Raw genomic sequence first — 18,876 nt, 5'->3', positions numbered from 1 at the left:
TCGAGTCGTACTATGAGCGTGTTGCAGGAAGCGAATAACGCTTTCCAGGCGGAAGATTACACCAAAGCGTTGCGGCTCTATCGGGCAATGCTTACGGAAAATCCTGACGGCTGCGATAGCGAGCTGACCAGGGTCGTCCAGTTCAATATGGCCGCTGCCCAGCGTCGAATTCATTCACCGGCTATTGCCTCCAGAAGAGGATCAAAAGCTTCTGTCGCTCTTGCTGATAACGATAGGGTGCAGGGCAACATCGATACCGCAAAAGGCAGTCATGTATCCGGCTGGTTTGTTGATAAAACCTCTAGTGGCAAAGTCTTTGACTGCTACGTGTACCTCGATAATGAGCTTTATTTAACGATCAAAAACGATAGACCACGTCCAGACCTGAAGCAGGCCGGTTTCTCTGAAGGGTTGGGTGGGTTTAGTTTTCAAATACACCCGGCCTTGTTAACTGTAAGCTCAACACTAAGCCTACGTTTTGAAAATGGCGTGCGCTTTGATGATATTGCTATCGGTGAGAGGTTGGCGGCCTCACTTCCTACTAACCACTGTTTCCCATTAGGGGAACATGCCCCTGTAAGTGTCATTGTGCCTATATTTAACGCACTTGATGACGTGAAATGCTGCGTTGAACGGTTATTGCAATATACCCGCCCCAATGTTGAGGTGCTGTTGATTAATGATGCCAGCACAGATCCCGGCGTTCGTCAGTTTTTGGATTCTGTATCGTTACCTGCTCATTATCACGTTTACCACAATGCAGATAATTTAGGCTACACACGAACCGTCAATCGCGGTATTGAGCTAGCGGGTGAGCGCGATGTTATTTTGCTCAACTCTGATGCCCGTGTAACCCCCAGGTGGGTGGAAGGCTTGCAGCGTGCCGTCGCCACTGATCCGCTGATCGCTACTGCAACACCTATGTCTGCTTGGGCGGGGGCATTTTCAGCGCCGACTATTAGCAATGATAATCCGCTATCTTCCGAAACCTCAGAGGCTGACTATGCCGTCGCGTTTCGTCGGCACTCATTAGGGTTGTACCCTTCGGTGCCTACGGGAAATGGTTTTTGTCTGTATATTCGCCGTGCAGCGTTATCGCAGTTTGGCGTTTTTGATGCCGAAGCCTTTCCCCGCGGGTACGGTGAAGAGAACGATTTCTGTATGCGTGCGAGGGCCGCCGGTTGGTTTAATGTGATTGATGACCGCACCTATGTCTTCCATGAGCGTAACCAGAGTTTTGGTGAGCAGAAAAGGGCCTTGATGGACGCTGGGCGCGCGGTGGTTGATAAACGGTACCCGGATTATTCGCTGGCAATTTCGGTATTTACTCAAAGTCCGAGTATCGCAGCAGCTAGGTTCATAGCCCGTAAGGCATGGAACTCAGTTGAGAACCACGACCCCGTTGTTCCACGTGTGCTGTTTGTGATTTCTACCTTGACCGGAGGCACCCCACAAACTAATCGTGATTTAATGCGTGCCATAGGCTCAGAGATTGAGCCATGGTTGCTTCAATGTGATGCGCAAACGCTGCGGCTTTATCGTGTTGCGGCGTTTGGCCCTGATACCCTCGTTCATCAGCACACGCTTTCAGAGCCCGTAGAGCCATTGACTCACGTGTCACATGAGTACGACAGGGTTATTCAGCACTGGTTGGCAGCATATGATTTTGCGGTTATGCATATTCGCCATCTGGCGTGGCACTCACTCAATTTACCTCGCCTGGCGCAAGCTGAGGGCGTGCGGGTAATCAAGTCGTTTCATGATTTTTACACGGCTTGCCCCACCGTGAAGCTACTTGATGAAAATAACGTTTACTGTGCCGGGCAGTGCACTAACACGAAGGGCACTTGCCAGCCGGAGCTATGGCAAGCAACTGGCCAGCAGCCTGTGTTTCCAGCATTGAAACATCACTGGGTGTATCAGTGGCGCCAGCAGTTTGTCGAAAAAGTAGTCCCTTACTGTGATGAATTCGTGACAACGCATGCTAGCGTGAAAGAGACGCTACTGCCGCTTTTAAAGTTGCCAGCTGACAATTTTCATATCATTCCACATGGCCGGGATTTTCCGTGTTTTTATCAATTAGCGGCGCCTTATCAGCCGGGCGAAGCCATTAGAATTTTAGTGCTAGGCCATATTAATGAGGCAAAAGGTAGCCAGCTAATTCAACAGCTAGCGAACCAGGATAAAGGCCAATCGCTGCATTTCCATATTTTGGGAGATACCGAGCTTGCTGAGCAGCCCGGCATTATTCTCCATGGTAGCTATCAGCGTGATGAGCTTGCAGCACTTGTCGCTGATATTAACCCCCATGTAGGCGCGGTGATTTCGATTTGGAACGAAACCTGGAGTCATACACTAACAGAGCTATGGGCGCTCGGCCTGCCAGCGATTGTCAGTGATTTCCCTACCCTGCAAGACCGAGTATCAGCTTCAGGCGTAGGATGGGTGGTTGATATTCATACACTACAGCATTCAAATAGGCTGTATGATTTGGTGGTATCGCAGCAGCAAGAAAAGCTGCAGCTAATCCCTGATGTGCAACGTCAAATGGAAGAAACGGGCACGACGCGTCATATGGCGGGAAAGTATCAGCAGCTCTATTTTGAAAAGCACTTCAATCGCTTATAAGCTCGAACAGATATATTTCAATTTTGACATGCTAGAGAAAGGTATAAAAATGTCTGAGAACATCGCTTTGTTACAACAGCAAATTGACGACTGCAAAACGCAGTTACAAAAAGACAGGCAAGCTTTTTCTGAGCTACAAACGCGTCAGAACGCTTTAGCTGAGTCAATGGAAGCATTAGGCCGAACCTTAGCGGGGCTAGATGAGAAAATGGCCGTTTTAGCGCCTCAAGCTGAACCTTCCGCGCATCAAACCACAAGTGATAGCCCCGTGCTCCAAGCTTTGCCTGAACCTGTGGTAAGCGAAGAGCCATACCCAGAGCAAAGGTTGGCAGGTTTTATTCCGTTAAAAGTGCTCGCTGAAGAGCGTGAGCGTTTAGTGCCGCATATTCAAACCGTCCGGGATTCTGAGTTTTTTGATGCTGAGTGGTATTTGGAAGCTTATCCAGACATCAAAGACAGTGGTTACGCTGAAGATCCGGCTATGCACTACCTTCTGTTTGGTGGCTTTGAAGGCCGCCACCCAGGCCCATTATTCAACTCGATAGCGTATTACCTTGAATCTCCCGATGTGTATCAGAATCAGATGAATCCGCTTGTTCACTACTCACTTTTTGGTAGAAATGAAGGTCGCAAAGTATTTCCGTTATAACCTGCTAAGAAGTCATTGTTAAAACGGCCATTGCTGATGGCGCTGATCAGGAATTATTTAAACTTAGAATATTGTTCGAGATGGCTGAGAAAAGGAATTTTTTACGCTGTTTGGCGTCAGTGTTCCCATGCTCAAGCGATGGAGTGCGGTTATCTGTATGGGCAAGTTATATAAGCAGCACGGGTAATAAGTTACTCAGGGGCACACTGCTCTTGGCTAGCGAGCGCGCTTATCACGTTTGATTATTTAATTGTTTTCTTAAGGTACGAATATGTCAGCTGTTTTTTTTGTGCACATCCCTAAAACGGCAGGCACAAGCTTTCGTAAGGCGTGTGAAGCCTATTTTGGTGAAGATAAAGTCCTTTATGATTACTATCCGGATATGAAGGAAACCTCCGAGCTGGTCAAGGAGTGGGTGTATCAAAAAGACGATTACGCGGGACTGGATTCCCAGCTTTCCTCTACAGATACAAAATTTTTAAGTGGACATGTACCCGCTATCAAATATACTCATTTATTAGGCGTTGCTAATACTATTGCTTTCGTGCGCGACCCTGTTCAGCGTGTGGTGTCGGAATATCACCACCATGTACGAAATAATTCTTATAAGAAAGATTTACGTACTTTTTACAATCAGCAGCATGCGATTAATCGTCAGTCGCGGATGCTAAACCGTGTGCCGCTTGAGGCAATTGGCTTTATTGGCTTAACCGAAGCGTACGAGCGCAGCCTGGTAGAAATAAACTCACGCTATGGCTTGGCAATTAAGTCGGTACAGCTTAATCAAGGTCGTAGCGACCAACAGTCAACCTATGAGTTAGACGATGAAACGCTGTCTGAAATCAGGCAGTTGAATGCTGATGACTTGCGCTGTTATGAACATGCGGGAAAGCTATTTCAGCAGCGTACCCAGCTTTTTGATGAGGGAAAACCCTACACTCACGCAGCATTGCAGGACAGCAAACCTGGCATGGTGCGTGGTTGGGCTTGGTATGCCGATACGGAAGAACCTGTAGAAGTCGCCATTTATGTGAATGACCATGAGAAGGTGCGAACCTTTGCCAAGGAGATCCGCCCCGGCATGCTGCATTTATCACTGCCGCGCAAAGGGTATGTCGGCTTCCATCATAAGTTTTCTAAACCTTTAAAAAAGAACGACAGCGTCGAGTGCGTGGTAGCAAGCACTGGTCAGGTCATCGGCCGCTACACGGTTTAGTCGTGTATGTTGGTGAAGGAAAATTTTTCTGTGCATGGCTTACGTTTAATTACACATGGATAAAGGTCGAGTGAACTTGTTTGTACGAAATTTACGCGTTAAGCCAAAAAGTGGTCTGCGCCCTTTAGTCGGTGAAGAGGGCGGTAGTTTTGAGTGGCTGGCATCTGATATCGACCCTCAGTTTGAGCAAACTGAGGCGTTGCCGCTTCCCGGTTGGCAAATGCTTGAGGCGGATATTGCCCACAACCAGCCCAGCGCAGCTGTTAAGTTATACTTTGATTTAGGCAACGGTTTTGAGGAGGAGTCGAGTGTTTACTTGCCCTTAAAGCTTGGCCGCATCACCAAGCGCCTGTTCTGGATGCCCTGGGGCGTTAAGGCAATACGCTTTGACCCGCTGGAATCAGAAGGCCTCTTCACTATCCGTCATCTGCGGTTTGTGTGGTTGACCCCTTGGTTTGCCCATGACCGTTTGGCGCAACGTTTGACGCGCATGCACCACCTTTGGCGGGGAAGGGAGAAAAAAGAGGTGGTTCCCTTATTAAAGCTGCAGGCATCGGATAAGGGGGTTCACTGGCGTACCCTTGCTATGGCGCAATATAACGCCACGTTCGAACGCATGAGTGCCGGGAAGAGTTATCAGGAGTGGTTGAGCAACCAGGTATTGCCAAGCAGGGAAGAGGTTCAGCAATTTTTAACTAAGGCGGAATACAAACCGCTTATTTCGATTGTTGTACCGGTTTATAACCCTTCTCCCGAACTCTTGAGCGCTTGTATTGATTCAGTCGTAGCGCAGTCGTACCCCCATTGGCAGCTTTGCCTGGCAGACGACGCCTCTACCGACTCTCGGGTGCATAAGGTGTTAAATACCTATGCCGCTTCAGATAGCCGCATAAAAGTGGTGATTCGGGAACGCAACGGTCATATTTGTGCCGCCAGTAACAGTGCGCTGGAAATGGCTGAGGGTGAGTTTACCGCGCTGCTCGACCACGACGACACTCTCAATGAAGATGCCCTGTATCAAGTGGTTGTCGCGTTGCAGGAAAAACCCAATGCGGCGCTGCTATATAGCGATGAAGACAAGCTAAATGAGCGCGGTGAGCGGTTTGACCCGCACTTTAAGCCTGCCTGGAATCCTGACCTGTTACTCGGGCAAAACTATATTTCCCACTTAGGTGTGTACCGTACTGAACTGGTGCGCCAGGTGGGAGGCTTTCGTGAGGGATATGAGGGCAGCCAGGATCACGACTTGGTGCTCCGGGTAACGGCGGAAATCTCCGCTGACCGTATTGTTCATATTCCCAAGGTGCTTTATCACTGGCGCGCTACGAAAGGCTCCACGGCGATGAACAGTACCCAAAAAGACTATACCGCCGAAGCGGGGCTCAAGGCAGTGGCTAGCCACGTAGAGAAGCATCACCGCGGTGCCGTGGCGGAACATGGTCATTACCCCAACACGTACCGAGTATGCTGGCCCATTCCTGCCACTCCGCCGTTGGTGAGCTTACTGATTCCTACCCGGGATCGGGTAGAGATTTTAAAGCCCTGCGTCGATGCGATTTTAGACCGTACGGACTACCAAAATTTTGAACTGCTGATTCTGGATAATGGCAGCACGTGTTCTGACACTTTGGCGTATATGGATGCGGTGGCTAAACGTGATGAGAGGGTGCGTGTACTGCCCTGGTCAGAGCCGTTCAACTACTCCGCTATCAATAATTTTGGTGCCCAACACGCTAAGGGCGAAATTATTGGGTTAGTGAATAACGATATTGAGCCGATCAATCCTGAGTGGTTGGGAGAGATGGTCAGCCAGGTATGCCGCCCTGAGATCGGCTGCGTGGGGGCTAAGCTGTACTACCCCAATGATACGATTCAACACGCGGGGGTGATTTTGGGTATCGGTGGCGTTGCTGGCCACGCGCACAAATATTTTACCCGTAACGCGAGTGGCTATTTCACGCGTTTGCATTTGGTTCAGAATATGTCAGCGGTTACCGCTGCTTGTTTGTTGGTGCGTAAATCGGTCTTTGAGCAGGTAAAGGGGCTGAATGAAAATGAGCTGACCGTTGCCTTTAACGATGTCGATTTTTGTTTGAAGGTGCGTGAAGCGGGTTACCGGAACCTGTGGACGCCCTATGCTGAGCTTTACCACCATGAGTCTATTTCTCGTGGTGCGGATGATAATTCGAAGAAACGTTCGCGTGCATCCAAAGAAGTGACGTATATGCGTGCTACATGGGGCAAGCGATTAGATTGCGACCCTGCTTACAACCCCAACCTTACGCTCGTCCATGAAGATTTTTCGTTGCGATAAACGCTTGAATATCTTGATACAATACTGAAGGTGACCATGCAGTGGGGGTTATCAGAAACCGGGCTACACCCGAGAACAATCTTTACCGGATATTGAAATAATACGTTTATGTTGAAAGTAATAAAAAAACCGACGGTATCTGGTTTTATAGATCGGGTGAGTGAGGGGGTAATTAGTGGTTGGAGCCTAGCGCCTTACGTAACTGTTTTGGTAAATGGCCGAGAGCGCTGCCGACTGTTTTGTGACCGCCAACGAGCGGATGTGAAAAAGGCAGGGCATTCGTTGAGCGGCAATGTGGGGTTTCGTGGCCAGTTGGCGCTGGAGCATGGGGATATCGTCAGGATTGTAACGGACAAAGGCGTGTCATTGCGGAATAGCCCATGGCTCTATAAGCACCCCGAGCAAAGCGATTGGTTACCTATGGCTATTTCCCATCACCACGCAGAGTACAAAGCACTTGCTAGGCTTCCTGATCAGCTGTCGGTAGAGCGATTTAAACCATTGTTTGGATTGTCTGCTGAGCGACAAATGGCTGGCGCTGTGCTTAACGTTGCTAACCAGGCGCCTGTCATGGCGCGTTTTGATGTGGAGCCGACGGCTCATTCAAACGTGAAGCAGCTTTATGACAAAGTGATAACGCCTAGCCGGATAGCCGCGCCGCCTTTATTGGACGCGATCTCTCAAGACAAGCATGTGATACAGATATTTGCTTTTCAGCCAGGCACTACACTGGATAAGGTGGGCAGCGGTTGGGAATCTTGGGTGCCCTTAGTCATGGCGCAACTTCTTACGCTTCAGCAAGCTGGTGAAGCAAGGCGCAGCGCTTTAAAGCGCCGTTCCAGTCGTTTTAAAAGCTTATTGCATAGATTATTCCCATCGGTGTTCTTTCAGGCATTACGAGGTGGGGGTAGTAAGCTTGAATTGTCCTTTTTTATCTTTTTGATGCGGGTTACCGCACGCTTGCCACGCGTCTTGTCGCATGGGGATCTGCATCGTAATAACGTGCTCATTGATACTCAGCGTCGGCAGGTAGCGCTTGTCGACTGGGATCGATGGGCGTATTTGCCGTTAGGATTTGATGCTGCGCTTTTGTTGCGGGGGCTACCCTGGGGTGAAGTAGAACCGTTGGCTGTAAAAAGAGTGGATCAACAGTTGGGTACCTTGGTGTTCACCTATCTGTTCCAGTGTTTGGACGTCGCTCACTTTATGCGTTCGGAAGAAGCCGCCTTGCTGCGTGACCGTATCTATACGTTGTATGAACAGTTCAAACTGCGCTCTGATACAAGCCAATAACCCCGCCACTGCGCGTAGCGGTGCCGGGGCTGGTTGAGTGCCATTGGGCGGCTGGCGCCGCCTCCCGCGGGTGCCTCATTCGCTCGTGCCTCGCGAGATTCGTTACCACGCGCTACGGTATGTGAACTCACTCGATTCCAATGGTGTGATTACGTGCACATCCCCTTGGAATCCCCATATTCAAGTGCAAGCGTGATTTAGTAGCGCGTGGTAAGCCTACGGCGCACCCGCGGAAGCAGCGCGAAGCGCTGCCGGGTTTGGCTCGTGTGGGCATTGTTGGTTGGTTGCCCTTGGGTGTCGTTCCGCCGCCTCCCGCGGGTGCCTACGAATGCTCGTCGAACTCGCGTTCTTCGTTAACACGCGCTACGGGTGCAATTACTCGATTCTGGTGGCGTGATGACGTACCACGGCCATGTACATAACGTGCACATGGCCGTGGAAGCCCCACTTTCATGTGCAGGCGTGATTTAGTAGCGCGTGGTAAGCCCAAGGCGCACCCGCGGGAGCAGCGCGCAGCGTTGCCGGGGTTGGCTTGTGTGGGCAGGGTTGGTTATGTGCCCTTGGGCGTCGTTCCGCCGCCTCCCGCGGGTGCCTCATACGCTCGTGCCTCGCGAGATTCGTTACCACGCGCTACGGTACGTGCAAGAGATTGATTTGGGTGGTTTTCGTAGCGTGTGGTAAGCCCAAGGCGCACCCGCAGCGGCGGCCCGGCGTGAAAGCAGCGCGAAGCGGTGCCGAGGTTGTTAAGCCAGGAACAGAACCATCGTTAAAAGGGATGTATTGTGAGTAGCCACGTTGGGTGGGTTGTTCTTAGCAATGGGGCGCGGCCTACCGAGGATATTTATTTCTTGGCGTCTGCTGCGCCTGAATTACGCCTGCAGGGAATCGCGGTTGAGCGGGTAGCTGTTTCACGCTCCTTTGGGGCTAGCCGGTTGCATGGTCGTGCTCTGCTTAAACGCTATGCAGGCGCCAATCTGCTGCTTTGCCGCTCGCTGCCGCTAAGCTGGCTGCGTTGGTTGGAGCGTCATCGCAACGCCTTTGGCTATATCGCTTATTTAATTGATGATGATATTACGGCGGCTGCCAATGACTCCGCGTTGCCCGCCGCCTACCGTAAGCGAATGGCGCGTATTGCTACATACCAGCCTCGGCTGCTGGCGCTGGTTGATGAAGTGGTGGCTTCTAGTGAGCAACTGGCCCGCTGCTTTTTTAGCGAGCACGACAATGTTCAAGTGCTTACGCCGCCTCTTATTGCTCCGCTACCTTCACTTGAGCATTTCTCACTACCACCAACTGCCGCCGTTAACTGGAGAATCGGCTTTTACGGCACGCGGGCGCATTTAACAGACCTCATGCACATTGCCCCAGCCATACGGCAAATTCAGTCTCAGCGTATGGATACCCAGGTGGAGATTATGCTGGGGCCACACACGCCAGAAAGCCTCGTTGCACTGCCTCGCGTAAATGCGCCTTCTCCTTTACCCTGGGAGACGTTTAAGGTTTATCAGCGAGAGCACCACTGCCATATAGGTTTGGCCCCGCTGTTAGAAAGCCCGTTCAATCGTGGCAAATCATTGATAAAGTTTTTGGATATTACCGCCATGGGGGGGGTGGGCATTTATTCAAATCGCTACCCCTATACTGAGGTGGTGCATCATGGTGAAAACGGTTTGCTTGTTAATGATACGCCCATCGAATGGCGAAGCGCTTTAGAGCACTTATTAGAAAACCCCGAAGCCGCTGCACGGATGGCTAAACAAGCTGCTATTGATGCAAAAAAGGTAGGTGGCGTAGAGGCCGCCGTGCAGTTCTGGCTACAACGCAGCGATGCTTTGTCGCAGTAATATGAGCAGGGAGAGGGAACCATGGAGTCTATTGTTAACGCTTTTTATCAAGAACAGCCTAATGCCAATGTTGTGGGCGAGCGGGTTTCGTTTGGTACATCTGGCCATCGTGGCAGAGCGACCAATCGTACATTCAATGCATCTCATATCTTCGCTATTACCCAGGCCGTTGTCGATTACCGCCTTGAGGCGGGCTATAAAGGCCCGCTGTTTTTAGGTTTTGATACCCATGCGCTTTCTCGCCCTGCCTGGGAGTGTGCGCTGCAGGTGCTGGCCGCTAATAAGGTGCCGGTATTTGTCGAGAAAGATCATGGCTTCACCGCGACGCCACTGGTCAGCCACGCAATTTTGCAGCACAACCGCCCTCAAGGTCAGGCCGTGCCTGGTACGGCGCTGGCAGACGGATTAATCATTACCCCTTCGCATAACCCACCCGAAGATGGCGGAATTAAGTACAACCCTCACCACGGTGGCCCTGCGGATACTGACGCTACCGGTTGGATTGAGTTGCGTGCCAATGCTTACCTACTGCGTCAGTTAGAAGATGTGCCCACTGTTTCGGTTGAAGAGGCGATCGCGCATGCGCAAGAGTACGATTACACGGCGCATTACGTGTCTCAGCTGGGCGACGTGATTGATATTGCCGCTATTCAGAAGGCGAACCTGAGGTTGGGTGCTGATCCAATGGGAGGTACCGCGCTGCCGGTATGGCAGGCGGTCGCGGCGCACTATAGCTTGAACCTGGATGTGGTAAACACCGCAGTTGATCCTGAATTTGCGTTTATGCCACCGGATCACGACGGCAAAATCCGCATGGATTGCTCTAGCGCCGCCGCAATGGCTAATCTGTTGGAAATTAAAGACCGCTTCGATATTGCCTTTGGCAACGACCCAGATGCCGACCGCCACGGCATTGTTGATGCCAACGGCCTAATGAACCCGAACCATTTTTTAGCGGTGTGCATTGATTACCTGATGACCCACCGCCCGGAGTGGGCCGCTTCGCTAAAAGTGGGTAAAACGCTAGTGTCGTCTTCCATGATTGACCGGGTCGTCGCCTCACATCAACGCGAGCTTTATGAAGTGCCGGTGGGCTTTAAGTGGTTTGTCGATGGCCTGCATGAAGGCTGGTTGGCCTTTGGCGGTGAAGAGAGCGCCGGCGCCAGCTTGCTGACCCGCGACGGTAAGGCGTGGTCCACCGATAAAGATGGCATTGTGCTGTGTTTGCTGGCGGCTGAAATTATGGCAGTGACGGGCAAAACGCCCAGCGAGTATTACCGCTCGCTCACCGAGCGCTTTGGCGAGCCTTTCTATAAGCGCGTGGATACCGCTTGTTCACCTGAAGAGAAGGCGGCGTTTAAAAACCTGAGCGCTGAGAGCGTCACCGAGAAAACCCTGGCAGGCGATGAAATCACCGCTGTGCTGGTCGCGGCGCCCGGCAATGCTGCCGCTATCGGAGGCATTAAAGTCACCACCGACAACGGTTGGTTTGCTGCTCGGCCAAGTGGCACTGAATCGCTTTATAAGGTGTATGCCGAGAGTTTCAAAGGCGCCCAGCATCTGGATGAACTGATCGAAAATGCCAAGGCGTTATTGGCAGGGGTGTTGAAGGGGTAGAGACCCGCGGTGGTGGTTGGGCTTTGTGCCACGGCCATGTGCATAACATGCCCGTGGAATCCCCACCTTCGCGTGCATGCGAGATTTAGTAGCGCGTGGTAAGCCTGCGGCGCACCCGCAGCGGCGGCCCGGCGCGAAAGCAGCGCGAAGCGGTGCCGGGGTTTGGCCTCTTGCAGGCAATGTTGGTTCGGTGCCACTGGGCGTCGTCCCGACGCCTCCCGCGGGTGCCTACGAACGCTCGTTGAACTCGCGTTCTTCGTTACCACGCGCTACGGGTACATGGACTCATTCGATTTCGGTGGTGTGTTTACGTGCCACGACCACATGCATAACGTGCACACTCCCTTGGAATCCCCGCTTCCAAGTGCAGGCGAGATTTAGTAGCGCGTGGTAAGCCTACGGCGCACCCGCAGCGGCGGCCCGGCGCGAAAGCAGCGCGAAGCGGTGCTGGGGGTTGGTTCCGCGCCATTGGGCGTCGTTCCGCCGCCATACGTAAATGCCTTAGAGTTACCACGCGCTATGGATTTGTTGTATTTTTGGGTGAGTTATAAGTAATGTTGTGTAGTGCATATGAGGGCTTAATTGTGAGTAATGGAAATGGATAGGGTGTATGCCTTTCCAGACCAAGCAAAGCATTTTCATTGCTTTAGTCATGACATGGACATAAAGACCCTGATTATAGGTCTGCGAAATCAGGTAGTGCTGAGGCTGCCTTGCAGCTTATAGATGAGTTGGCACTTGATTTTTTAGTTTCGCTCAAAGGTGAGTTTTCTGAAGAGACTATTTTTGTTTCACCCTACGCCAAAGAGGCTTCAGGTGATAATGCTTTACCCCTAATTCTCTCACTTATGTGTGCTGAAGTATTAGGCGGTAGTAGTGAGACTGACATCGTTCAACTACAAAAAGTCTTTCATACCGGTGCCGATCCGATGGAAAGGCTAATTGCAAGGCCGTCATTTGAGGGGGCCGTGCAGCATGGTGGCTGTTATGTATTAGTAGATGACGTTACCAGTATGGGCAGTACTTTGGCAGAGTTAGCCAATTATTTATTAATGAACGGTGGTAGTGTCATTGGGTCTATACTGCTTGTAAATGCAGGACGTTCAACAAAATTTCGAGCGATAAAAAAGCATACTCGACTACTGGAGGATCGCTTTGGTGATGAAATCAAAAATATCTTCGGAATACACACTGCAGCACTCACCGCCAACGAAGCAAGTTATCTCGTCGGCTTTAGAACCGCTGACGAGATCCGAAATCGATGCATTAAGGCAGAAAAAGAGACAGCTAAGCGCTTGTTATCAAAAAATTATTCAGGAACGAGTGGCAAGTAAATAGTGTTTAGATGTCTCTCTAAAGGCGTTACTTCAAACACTGAGAACGCTCATCCATAATTGTTTTTGTGGTTAGGATTGAATTTGTGCGTCCGCCCTCTCTTATCCTTGTGTGTCATTAGTAGCGTCAGCGCATCCTCGGAGCAGTGCCGGGGTTGGTTTGGTGCCTTGGGCGCCGTGCCGACGCCTTTCGCGGGTGCGCTGACGCTTACGCCGCGCTACGAAAGCCCTCACCCTTCACGCCTCATACCCTTCACCTAAAATGGAAACACCCACGGCGTAATCAGCAATACCGCCGCTGAGTAGGTGACGCTAACCGGCAAACCGATCTTCAGGAAGTCCGTGATGCGGTAGCGGCCGGGTGAATACACCATTAGGTGGGTTTGGTAGCCAAACGGGATTAGAAAGCAGGCGCTGGCGCCGTACGCTACGGCCATCACAAACGGCAGTGGGTCGGCACCAAAGGCGTGGGCGGTGCTCCAGGCCACCGGAAAGGCCAGCGCGGCAGCGGCGTTGTTGGTCACGGTTTCTGTGAGTAGCAGCGTTAGTAGGTAACAACCCATAAATGCGGCATAGATCCCGTAGCCGCTGAACAACCCCTGCATACCGCTGGCTAACAAGCTCGCAGCGCCTGAGTTTTCCAGCGCTTGGGCAATCGCTAACGCTGAACCAATAATCAGCCATAGCTCAAATGGGAAACGGCGGCGCAGTTCCGCCAGGCTGATCACTTTCATTAGCAGTAGCCCGCCCAGCAGTATCAGCAGCCCGTGGAACAGTGGCAGCAGATTAGCGGTAGCCAAGGCAATTACTGCTGCAAAGCCGCCCACGGTGAATAGGCTCTCTCTGTTACTCAATTGCGGTCTGGTGAAACTACCGCTGAGTAAGTGGAAGTTGCGGTCTAGGTTGCGGTGTTGCCGGAAATCAGCGCTTACCGCTAGCAGCAAGCAGTCCCCCACGCGAAGTGGGATTTTCCCCAACTGCCCCTCCAAACGTTTTTCTCCTCGCCGTATACCCACCACCCCTGCACTGAACATGCTGCGAAAATCCACATCCTGCAGGGTTTTGCCTGAAAGCTCGGATTCGTGGGAAATCACCACCTCTACCAAATTCGTCGCTAATAGATTGTCGGCCTGATGGCCAAATAGCTGCAGCCCTGGAAAACGCTGTAGCGCTTGCACCTTGCCGACTTCTCCCGTGAACACCAGCGTGTCATTGGCCAGGAGTTGTTCGTCTGGTGCCACAGGGCTGATCAGCCGTCCGTGGCGCTCTATTTCCAGTAAGTAGAGCCCTTCCAGGCTGCGCAAGCCGTTCTCTTCGATGGTTTTGCCGATCATCGGCGAGTCGGGCTCCAGGTCGGCGGCTAGAAAGTAGGAGAGCTTTTCGCTGGTGTCTTCGAGCTGATGGTGCGGTAAGGCATTAGCGCGCCACATTAGAACGCATAGGGTCACCAGCGCCACAGGGATGCCCACCAAACTAAATTGGAACATGCCCAGCTCGCTGCCACTGGCGCTTAAGTTAAACGAGTTCACTACCAGGTTTGTGGACGTACCCACCAGGGTGGTAATGCCGCCCAAGATGGAGGCGTAAGAGAGCGGGATTAATAGCCTGGATGGCGCGATACGCTGCTGGCGCGAAATAGCGCCGAGAAAGGCAGCCACCACGGCCGTGTTATTCAAAAAAGCGGAAAGTACCGCCGTACTACCCATTAAGCGTGCGGTAGCAAGCCGCGGGTGGCCCTTTAATAAGTGGCGCGAAAGCCAGTCCAGCAGCGGCGAACGTTCAAGCGCCAGCGATACCAGCAGCAAGAGTAACAGTGTGGCGAGCGCCGGGTTGGTGTATTGGGTAAGCAGGGTGGCGGTATCGACAAACCCTAGTAGCAAAAAAATGGCGGCTAAGGTAACAAACGCAATGGCGGGTTTTACCCGCCCGCTAATTAACAGCGCTAATAAAATTGCGATAGAAAACAGAACGGCCCAGGGGGTCATGGTGGGTCCTTAAAAGCGGTAACTTCATGGTTCACTTGCTGGATTTTACGCAGGCTTTTATGATGGTGTCTAATGATTGCCAATTTTTGATCTGATAATTATTGAAAATTATATTTAATACAGGTGGTTAGCGATAATTTTGAGCATTAAACATTTATCGCCTGAAGCACTCAATGAGCGCCGCATGCAAGCCGTAAAGCTACGCTTGGATGGGGTCACGGTTGCGTTGGTAAGCCAACAAACCGGGCTTTCTTCCCCGACCGTTTCGGCGGCCTGGAAGGCGTTTCGTGAAGGTGGCTGGGCGGCAGTGCCGGTACGCCCCCGCGGTCGTTTAAAAGGGCAGGCCAATGTGCTTGATGCCGCTATTCAACAACGGTTGTGGGAGGCGCTTTATGCCTCGCCCCCCGCTGAACAGCCAGGCTGGAGCAGCGCTGACCTTGTGGCTTTTTTACGCGATGAGCATGGCGTTGAGTTAACCCAGCGCGGTATTGAACACTGGTGGGAAAGCCAAGGTTTGAAGCATGAACCCTGGCCGTTAAGCGCATTGGCTAAGCAACGCTCGCAGCGGGGCCGGTGGTATCGGCAGGCCGTTGCGCCGCGGTTTGACAGGTTAGAAGAGGCTAGCCAGCGTTGGCAGGGCGGTGTGCGCCGGGTAGCGCATCCACAGCGTCCGGTTTATCAGCTCTATTTTCACGGCCCCCGTGGCCGGTTGTGGATGCGTTGTTTTAAGTGCCCACCCGTGGCAGATGATTATCTGGCCGCGATGCAGGCGCTCATTGGCAAGAGTGAAGAAAGCAACAGGCCAGTCGCCTTGGTATTTCATGGCGCTTGGTTGTCAGCCAGCCCGCAAGTAATGGCTTGGTTGGCGCAACAAACGATGTTTTGGTTAGTGCCGGTGCCTGCCGATATGGGCTTGGCTTCCTAGGCCCTGTCTGAAAACTGGCTGCGCTCGACCATACGGCGTTAAAAATCGGCTCAAAGTACTCATTTACACTACGTAAACTCCGTCTTTTCGCCGATTTTTGCCTTGTCTGGTCTTCGCTCGCCGACTTTTCAGACAGAGCCTGGCACTTGAGAGCAAACTTTTTCACGCTATGTTTTTTCACACAATTGTTGGGACAGATGATGACATCACTCACCCATTTACAGCGACTGGAAGCGGAAAGCATTCAGATCATGCGCGAAGTGGTTGCCGAGACTGAAAACCCGGTAATGCTTTATTCCGTTGGCAAAGACTCGGCGGTCATGCTGCACTTGGCCCGTAAAGCCTTTGCACCTTCGCCGCCGCCGTTCCCGCTGCTGCACGTTGATACTCGCTGGAAGTTCCGGGCCATGTATGAATTCCGCGACAATATGGCGGAAGAGATTGGTATGGATCTGCTGGTGCATATCAACCCGGAAGGTGTCGAGAAGGACATCAATCCGTTTACCCACGGCTCGGCGATTCATACCGACATAATGAAGACCGAAGGCTTGAAGCAGGCGCTGGATAAGTACGGCTTTGATGCGGCTTTCGGCGGTGCCCGGCGCGATGAGGAAAAGTCTCGCGCCAAGGAACGTATTTTTTCGTTCCGTACCGCACAGCACCGCTGGGATCCTAAAAATCAGCGCCCGGAGTTATGGAAGCTCTATAACACCCGTAAGAATGGCAAAGAGTCGATTCGCGTCTTTCCGATCTCCAACTGGACCGAACTGGATATATGGCAGTACATCTATCTGCAGAATATCCCCATTGTGCCGCTGTACTATGCGGCTGAGCGGCCGGTGGTGGAGCGCGATGGCGCGTTGATTATGGTCGATGACGAGCGCATGCCGTTAGAGCCGGGGGAAGTGCCGATGATGCGTAAAGTACGTTTTCGCACATTGGGCTGCTATCCGCTCACCGGTGCGGTTGAGTCAGAAGCGGATACCTTGCCTGCCATTATTCAAGAAATGCTGTTGACCAAAACATCGGAACGCCAGGGCCGAGTGATTGATAGCGATAGCGCGGCATCCATGGAGAAGAAGAAGCAAGAGGGGTATTTTTAATGTCTCACTCATCTGACCTGATTGCTGGCGATATCGAAGGCTACCTGAAAGCCCATGAGCACAAAGGTTTGTTGCGCTTTATTACTTGCGGCAGCGTGGACGACGGCAAAAGTACCCTGATTGGCCGACTGTTGTTTGAGTCCAAGTTGCTGTTTGAAGATCAACTGGCGGCCATTGAAGCGGACTCGAAAAAATACGGCACCCAGGGCGGCGAGATGGATTTTGCGCTGCTGGTGGATGGCCTGGCCGCCGAGCGCGAGCAGGGCATTACCATTGACGTGGCCTACCGTTTCTTCTCTACCGAAAAGCGCAAGTTCATCGTGGCGGATACCCCTGGGCACGAGCAGTACACTCGCAATATGGTCACGGGGGCTTCTACTGCCGACGCGGCTATTCTGATGGTCGACGCACGCCACGGCATTTTGACGCAAACCCGCCGCCATAGCTTTTTGATGTCGTTAATGGGCATGCGCCACGTGGTGGTGGCCATTAATAAGATGGATTTGGTCGACTACTCCAAAGCGCGTTTTGATCAAATCGTTGAAGAGTACCGTGCTTTCGCTAAACAGCTGGGGCTGGAGAACATCACCTTCATTCCCATGTCGGCGCTGAAGGGCGACAACGTCATCGAGCACAGCGCTAAAATGCCGTGGTACCACGGTACGACGCTGCTGGGTTACCTGGAAACCGTCGAGCTGGATGCGGAGCACCTTCAGCGCTCTCCTTTCCGCATGCCCGTGCAGTGGGTCAATCGGCCCAACCTGGATTTCCGCGGTTTTACCGGTATGGTGGCTAGCGGTGTGGTTCGCCCAGGTGATCAAATCCGCGTTCAGCCTTCTGGCAAAACCAGCACTGTTTCGCGGATTTATACCCTGGATGGTGATCTGGAAGAGGCGGTTGCCGGGCAATCCATCACGCTGTTGCTGGAAGACGAAATTGATATTTCCCGTGGCGATGTGATTTCCGGCGTAGATGAGCCAGCCCACACTGCCGATCAGTTTGAAACCACCCTGGTGTGGATGCACGAAGCGCCGCTGTTGCCGGGCCGCCCTTACTTGATGAAACTGGGCACCCAAACGGTTTCGGCGACCGTGACGGATATCAAGTATCAGGTCAATGTGAATACCCTGGAACACACGGCGAGTAAGCAGCTTGATCTGAACGGTATTGGTATTTGTACCCTAAGCCTTAACCGTGCCGTTGCCTTTGATGCCTATAAGGACAACCACGATACCGGCGGCTTTATCCTCATCGACCGTATGACCAACAATACGGTTGGCGCAGGCATGCTGCACTTTGCCTTACGGCGTAGCCAGAATATTCATATGCAGCATGTGGATATCGATAAGCAGGCACGTGCGTTGGCAAAAGCCCAGAAGCCCGCCGTGCTGTGGTTCACCGGGCTTTCCGGGGCGGGTAAATCGACCATTGCTAACCTGGTCGAGAAAAAACTCTTTGCCCACGGCCAGCATACTTATCTGCTGGATGGCGATAACGTGCGCCATGGCTTGAATCGTGATTTAGGCTTTACCGATGCCGACCGTGTTGAAAACGTGCGCCGGGTAGCGGAAACCGCCAAGCTGATGGTGGATGCCGGGCTGATTGTGATGTCGGCGTTTATCTCGCCTTTCCGCAGCGAGCGCCAGTTGGCGCGGGATCTGTTGGAAGCGGGTGAGTTCATCGAAATTTTTGTCGATGCTCCGCTGGATGTCGTCGAGGCGCGTGATCCGAAAGGCCTCTACAAGAAGGCTCGCCGTGGAGAGCTGAAAAACTTCACGGGGATTGATTCCGCTTATGAAGCGCCTGAGGCGCCGGATGTTCATCTGAAAACATCCGAAATGGACGCGGAAGCAGCGGCCGACGCCGTGATCGCAGCCTTGCGCGAACGCGGAATGATTAGTTGATTTGAATGCGCTAGCTGTCAGGTGGTGGCGAGGTTGGCCACTGCTTGGCAGCTTTTTTTATGCA

General features: G+C 52.3%; 12 protein-coding genes. 11 read left to right on the top strand and 1 reads right to left on the bottom strand.

The features are described 5' to 3' along the window. Positions 1-12 precede the first annotated feature (12 nt). The 8 genes from E0L35_RS14010 (at position 13) to E0L35_RS13975 (ending at position 12,895) form a co-directional block, all read left to right on the top strand. On the top strand, positions 13-2,628 hold the full coding sequence (locus E0L35_RS14010) for a glycosyltransferase (protein ID WP_101148404.1): 2,616 nt from the start codon (positions 13-15) through the stop codon (positions 2,626-2,628). After that, the gene (locus E0L35_RS14005) at positions 2,603-3,277 is read left to right on the top strand and encodes a hypothetical protein (protein WP_138800588.1); all 675 of its coding nucleotides are present in this window, start codon (positions 2,603-2,605) and stop codon (positions 3,275-3,277) included. The genes E0L35_RS14010 and E0L35_RS14005 overlap by 26 nt, the downstream gene beginning before the upstream one ends. Positions 3,278-3,548: 271 nt before the next feature. Next, positions 3,549-4,493, top strand: a complete 945-nt coding sequence (locus E0L35_RS14000) for a sulfotransferase family 2 domain-containing protein (RefSeq protein WP_138800587.1) — start codon at positions 3,549-3,551, stop codon at positions 4,491-4,493. Between the two features lie 70 nt (positions 4,494-4,563). After that, positions 4,564-6,807 carry a glycosyltransferase family 2 protein gene (locus E0L35_RS13995; protein WP_249362144.1) on the top strand — a complete coding sequence of 748 codons (2,244 nt, stop codon included), beginning with the start codon at positions 4,564-4,566 and terminating at the stop codon, positions 6,805-6,807. A gap of 312 nt (positions 6,808-7,119) precedes the next feature. Further along, the gene (locus E0L35_RS13990) at positions 7,120-8,100 is read left to right on the top strand and encodes a phosphotransferase (protein ID WP_171051155.1); all 981 of its coding nucleotides are present in this window, start codon (positions 7,120-7,122) and stop codon (positions 8,098-8,100) included. An 848-nt stretch (positions 8,101-8,948) separates the two neighbouring features. Then, entirely contained in the window at positions 8,949-9,944 is a 996-nt protein-coding gene (locus E0L35_RS13985; RefSeq protein WP_249362143.1) for a glycosyltransferase, read from the top strand. Positions 9,945-9,965: 21 nt separating this feature from the next. Further along, a complete protein-coding gene (gene pgm, locus E0L35_RS13980) occupies positions 9,966-11,561 on the top strand; it encodes a phosphoglucomutase (alpha-D-glucose-1,6-bisphosphate-dependent) (RefSeq protein ID WP_138800583.1) in 1,596 nt (531 codons plus the stop codon). Positions 11,562-12,274: 713 nt separating this feature from the next. Then, positions 12,275-12,895, top strand: coding sequence for a phosphoribosyltransferase (locus E0L35_RS13975; RefSeq protein WP_138800582.1), 621 nt, complete (start codon positions 12,275-12,277; stop codon positions 12,893-12,895). Positions 12,896-13,152: 257 nt separating this feature from the next. On the opposite strand, the gene E0L35_RS13970 is transcribed toward E0L35_RS13975, so the two are convergent. After that, complete coding sequence (locus E0L35_RS13970; RefSeq protein ID WP_138800581.1) at positions 13,153-14,880, bottom strand: SLC13 family permease; 1,728 nt, start codon at positions 14,878-14,880, stop codon at positions 13,153-13,155. Between the two features lie 184 nt (positions 14,881-15,064). Between E0L35_RS13970 and E0L35_RS13965 the strand changes: the two genes are divergently transcribed. The 3 genes from E0L35_RS13965 to cysN all read left to right on the top strand — a co-directional run bounded on the left by E0L35_RS13965 (position 15,065) and on the right by cysN (position 18,812). Then, positions 15,065-15,805: a helix-turn-helix domain-containing protein gene (locus E0L35_RS13965; protein ID WP_027958947.1), complete on the top strand. Its 741-nt coding sequence runs from the start codon at positions 15,065-15,067 to the stop codon at positions 15,803-15,805. Between the two features lie 200 nt (positions 15,806-16,005). Beyond that, positions 16,006-16,908: a sulfate adenylyltransferase subunit CysD gene (cysD, locus tag E0L35_RS13960; RefSeq protein WP_027958948.1), complete on the top strand. Its 903-nt coding sequence runs from the start codon at positions 16,006-16,008 to the stop codon at positions 16,906-16,908. Then, positions 16,908-18,812 (top strand): sulfate adenylyltransferase subunit CysN, encoded by a 1,905-nt coding sequence (cysN, locus tag E0L35_RS13955; RefSeq protein ID WP_027958949.1) that lies wholly within the window; start codon positions 16,908-16,910, stop codon positions 18,810-18,812. The genes cysD and cysN overlap by 1 nt, the downstream gene beginning before the upstream one ends. Positions 18,813-18,876 lie beyond the last annotated feature (64 nt).

It is taken from the genome of Halomonas sp. ATBC28 (genome assembly GCF_005937175.1).
Taxonomy (GTDB): Bacteria; Pseudomonadota; Gammaproteobacteria; order Pseudomonadales; family Halomonadaceae; genus Vreelandella; species Vreelandella titanicae.
This window is presented reverse-complemented; position numbering and strand designations above follow the sequence as displayed.

What these genes read in the sequence shown, in the direction of transcription:
- cysN (WP_027958949.1), top strand. Translation starts at nt 16,908, where the DNA reads ATGTCTCACTCATCTGACCTGATTGCTGGCGATATCGAAGGCTACCTG.
- E0L35_RS13970 (WP_138800581.1), bottom strand. Translation starts at nt 14,880, where the DNA reads ATGACCCCCTGGGCCGTTCTGTTTTCTATCGCAATTTTATTAGCGCTG.
- cysD (WP_027958948.1), top strand. Translation starts at nt 16,006, where the DNA reads ATGACATCACTCACCCATTTACAGCGACTGGAAGCGGAAAGCATTCAG.
- E0L35_RS13965 (WP_027958947.1), top strand. Translation starts at nt 15,065, where the DNA reads ATGCAAGCCGTAAAGCTACGCTTGGATGGGGTCACGGTTGCGTTGGTA.
- E0L35_RS14010 (WP_101148404.1), top strand. Translation starts at nt 13, where the DNA reads ATGAGCGTGTTGCAGGAAGCGAATAACGCTTTCCAGGCGGAAGATTAC.
- E0L35_RS14000 (WP_138800587.1), top strand. Translation starts at nt 3,549, where the DNA reads ATGTCAGCTGTTTTTTTTGTGCACATCCCTAAAACGGCAGGCACAAGC.
- pgm (WP_138800583.1), top strand. Translation starts at nt 9,966, where the DNA reads ATGGAGTCTATTGTTAACGCTTTTTATCAAGAACAGCCTAATGCCAAT.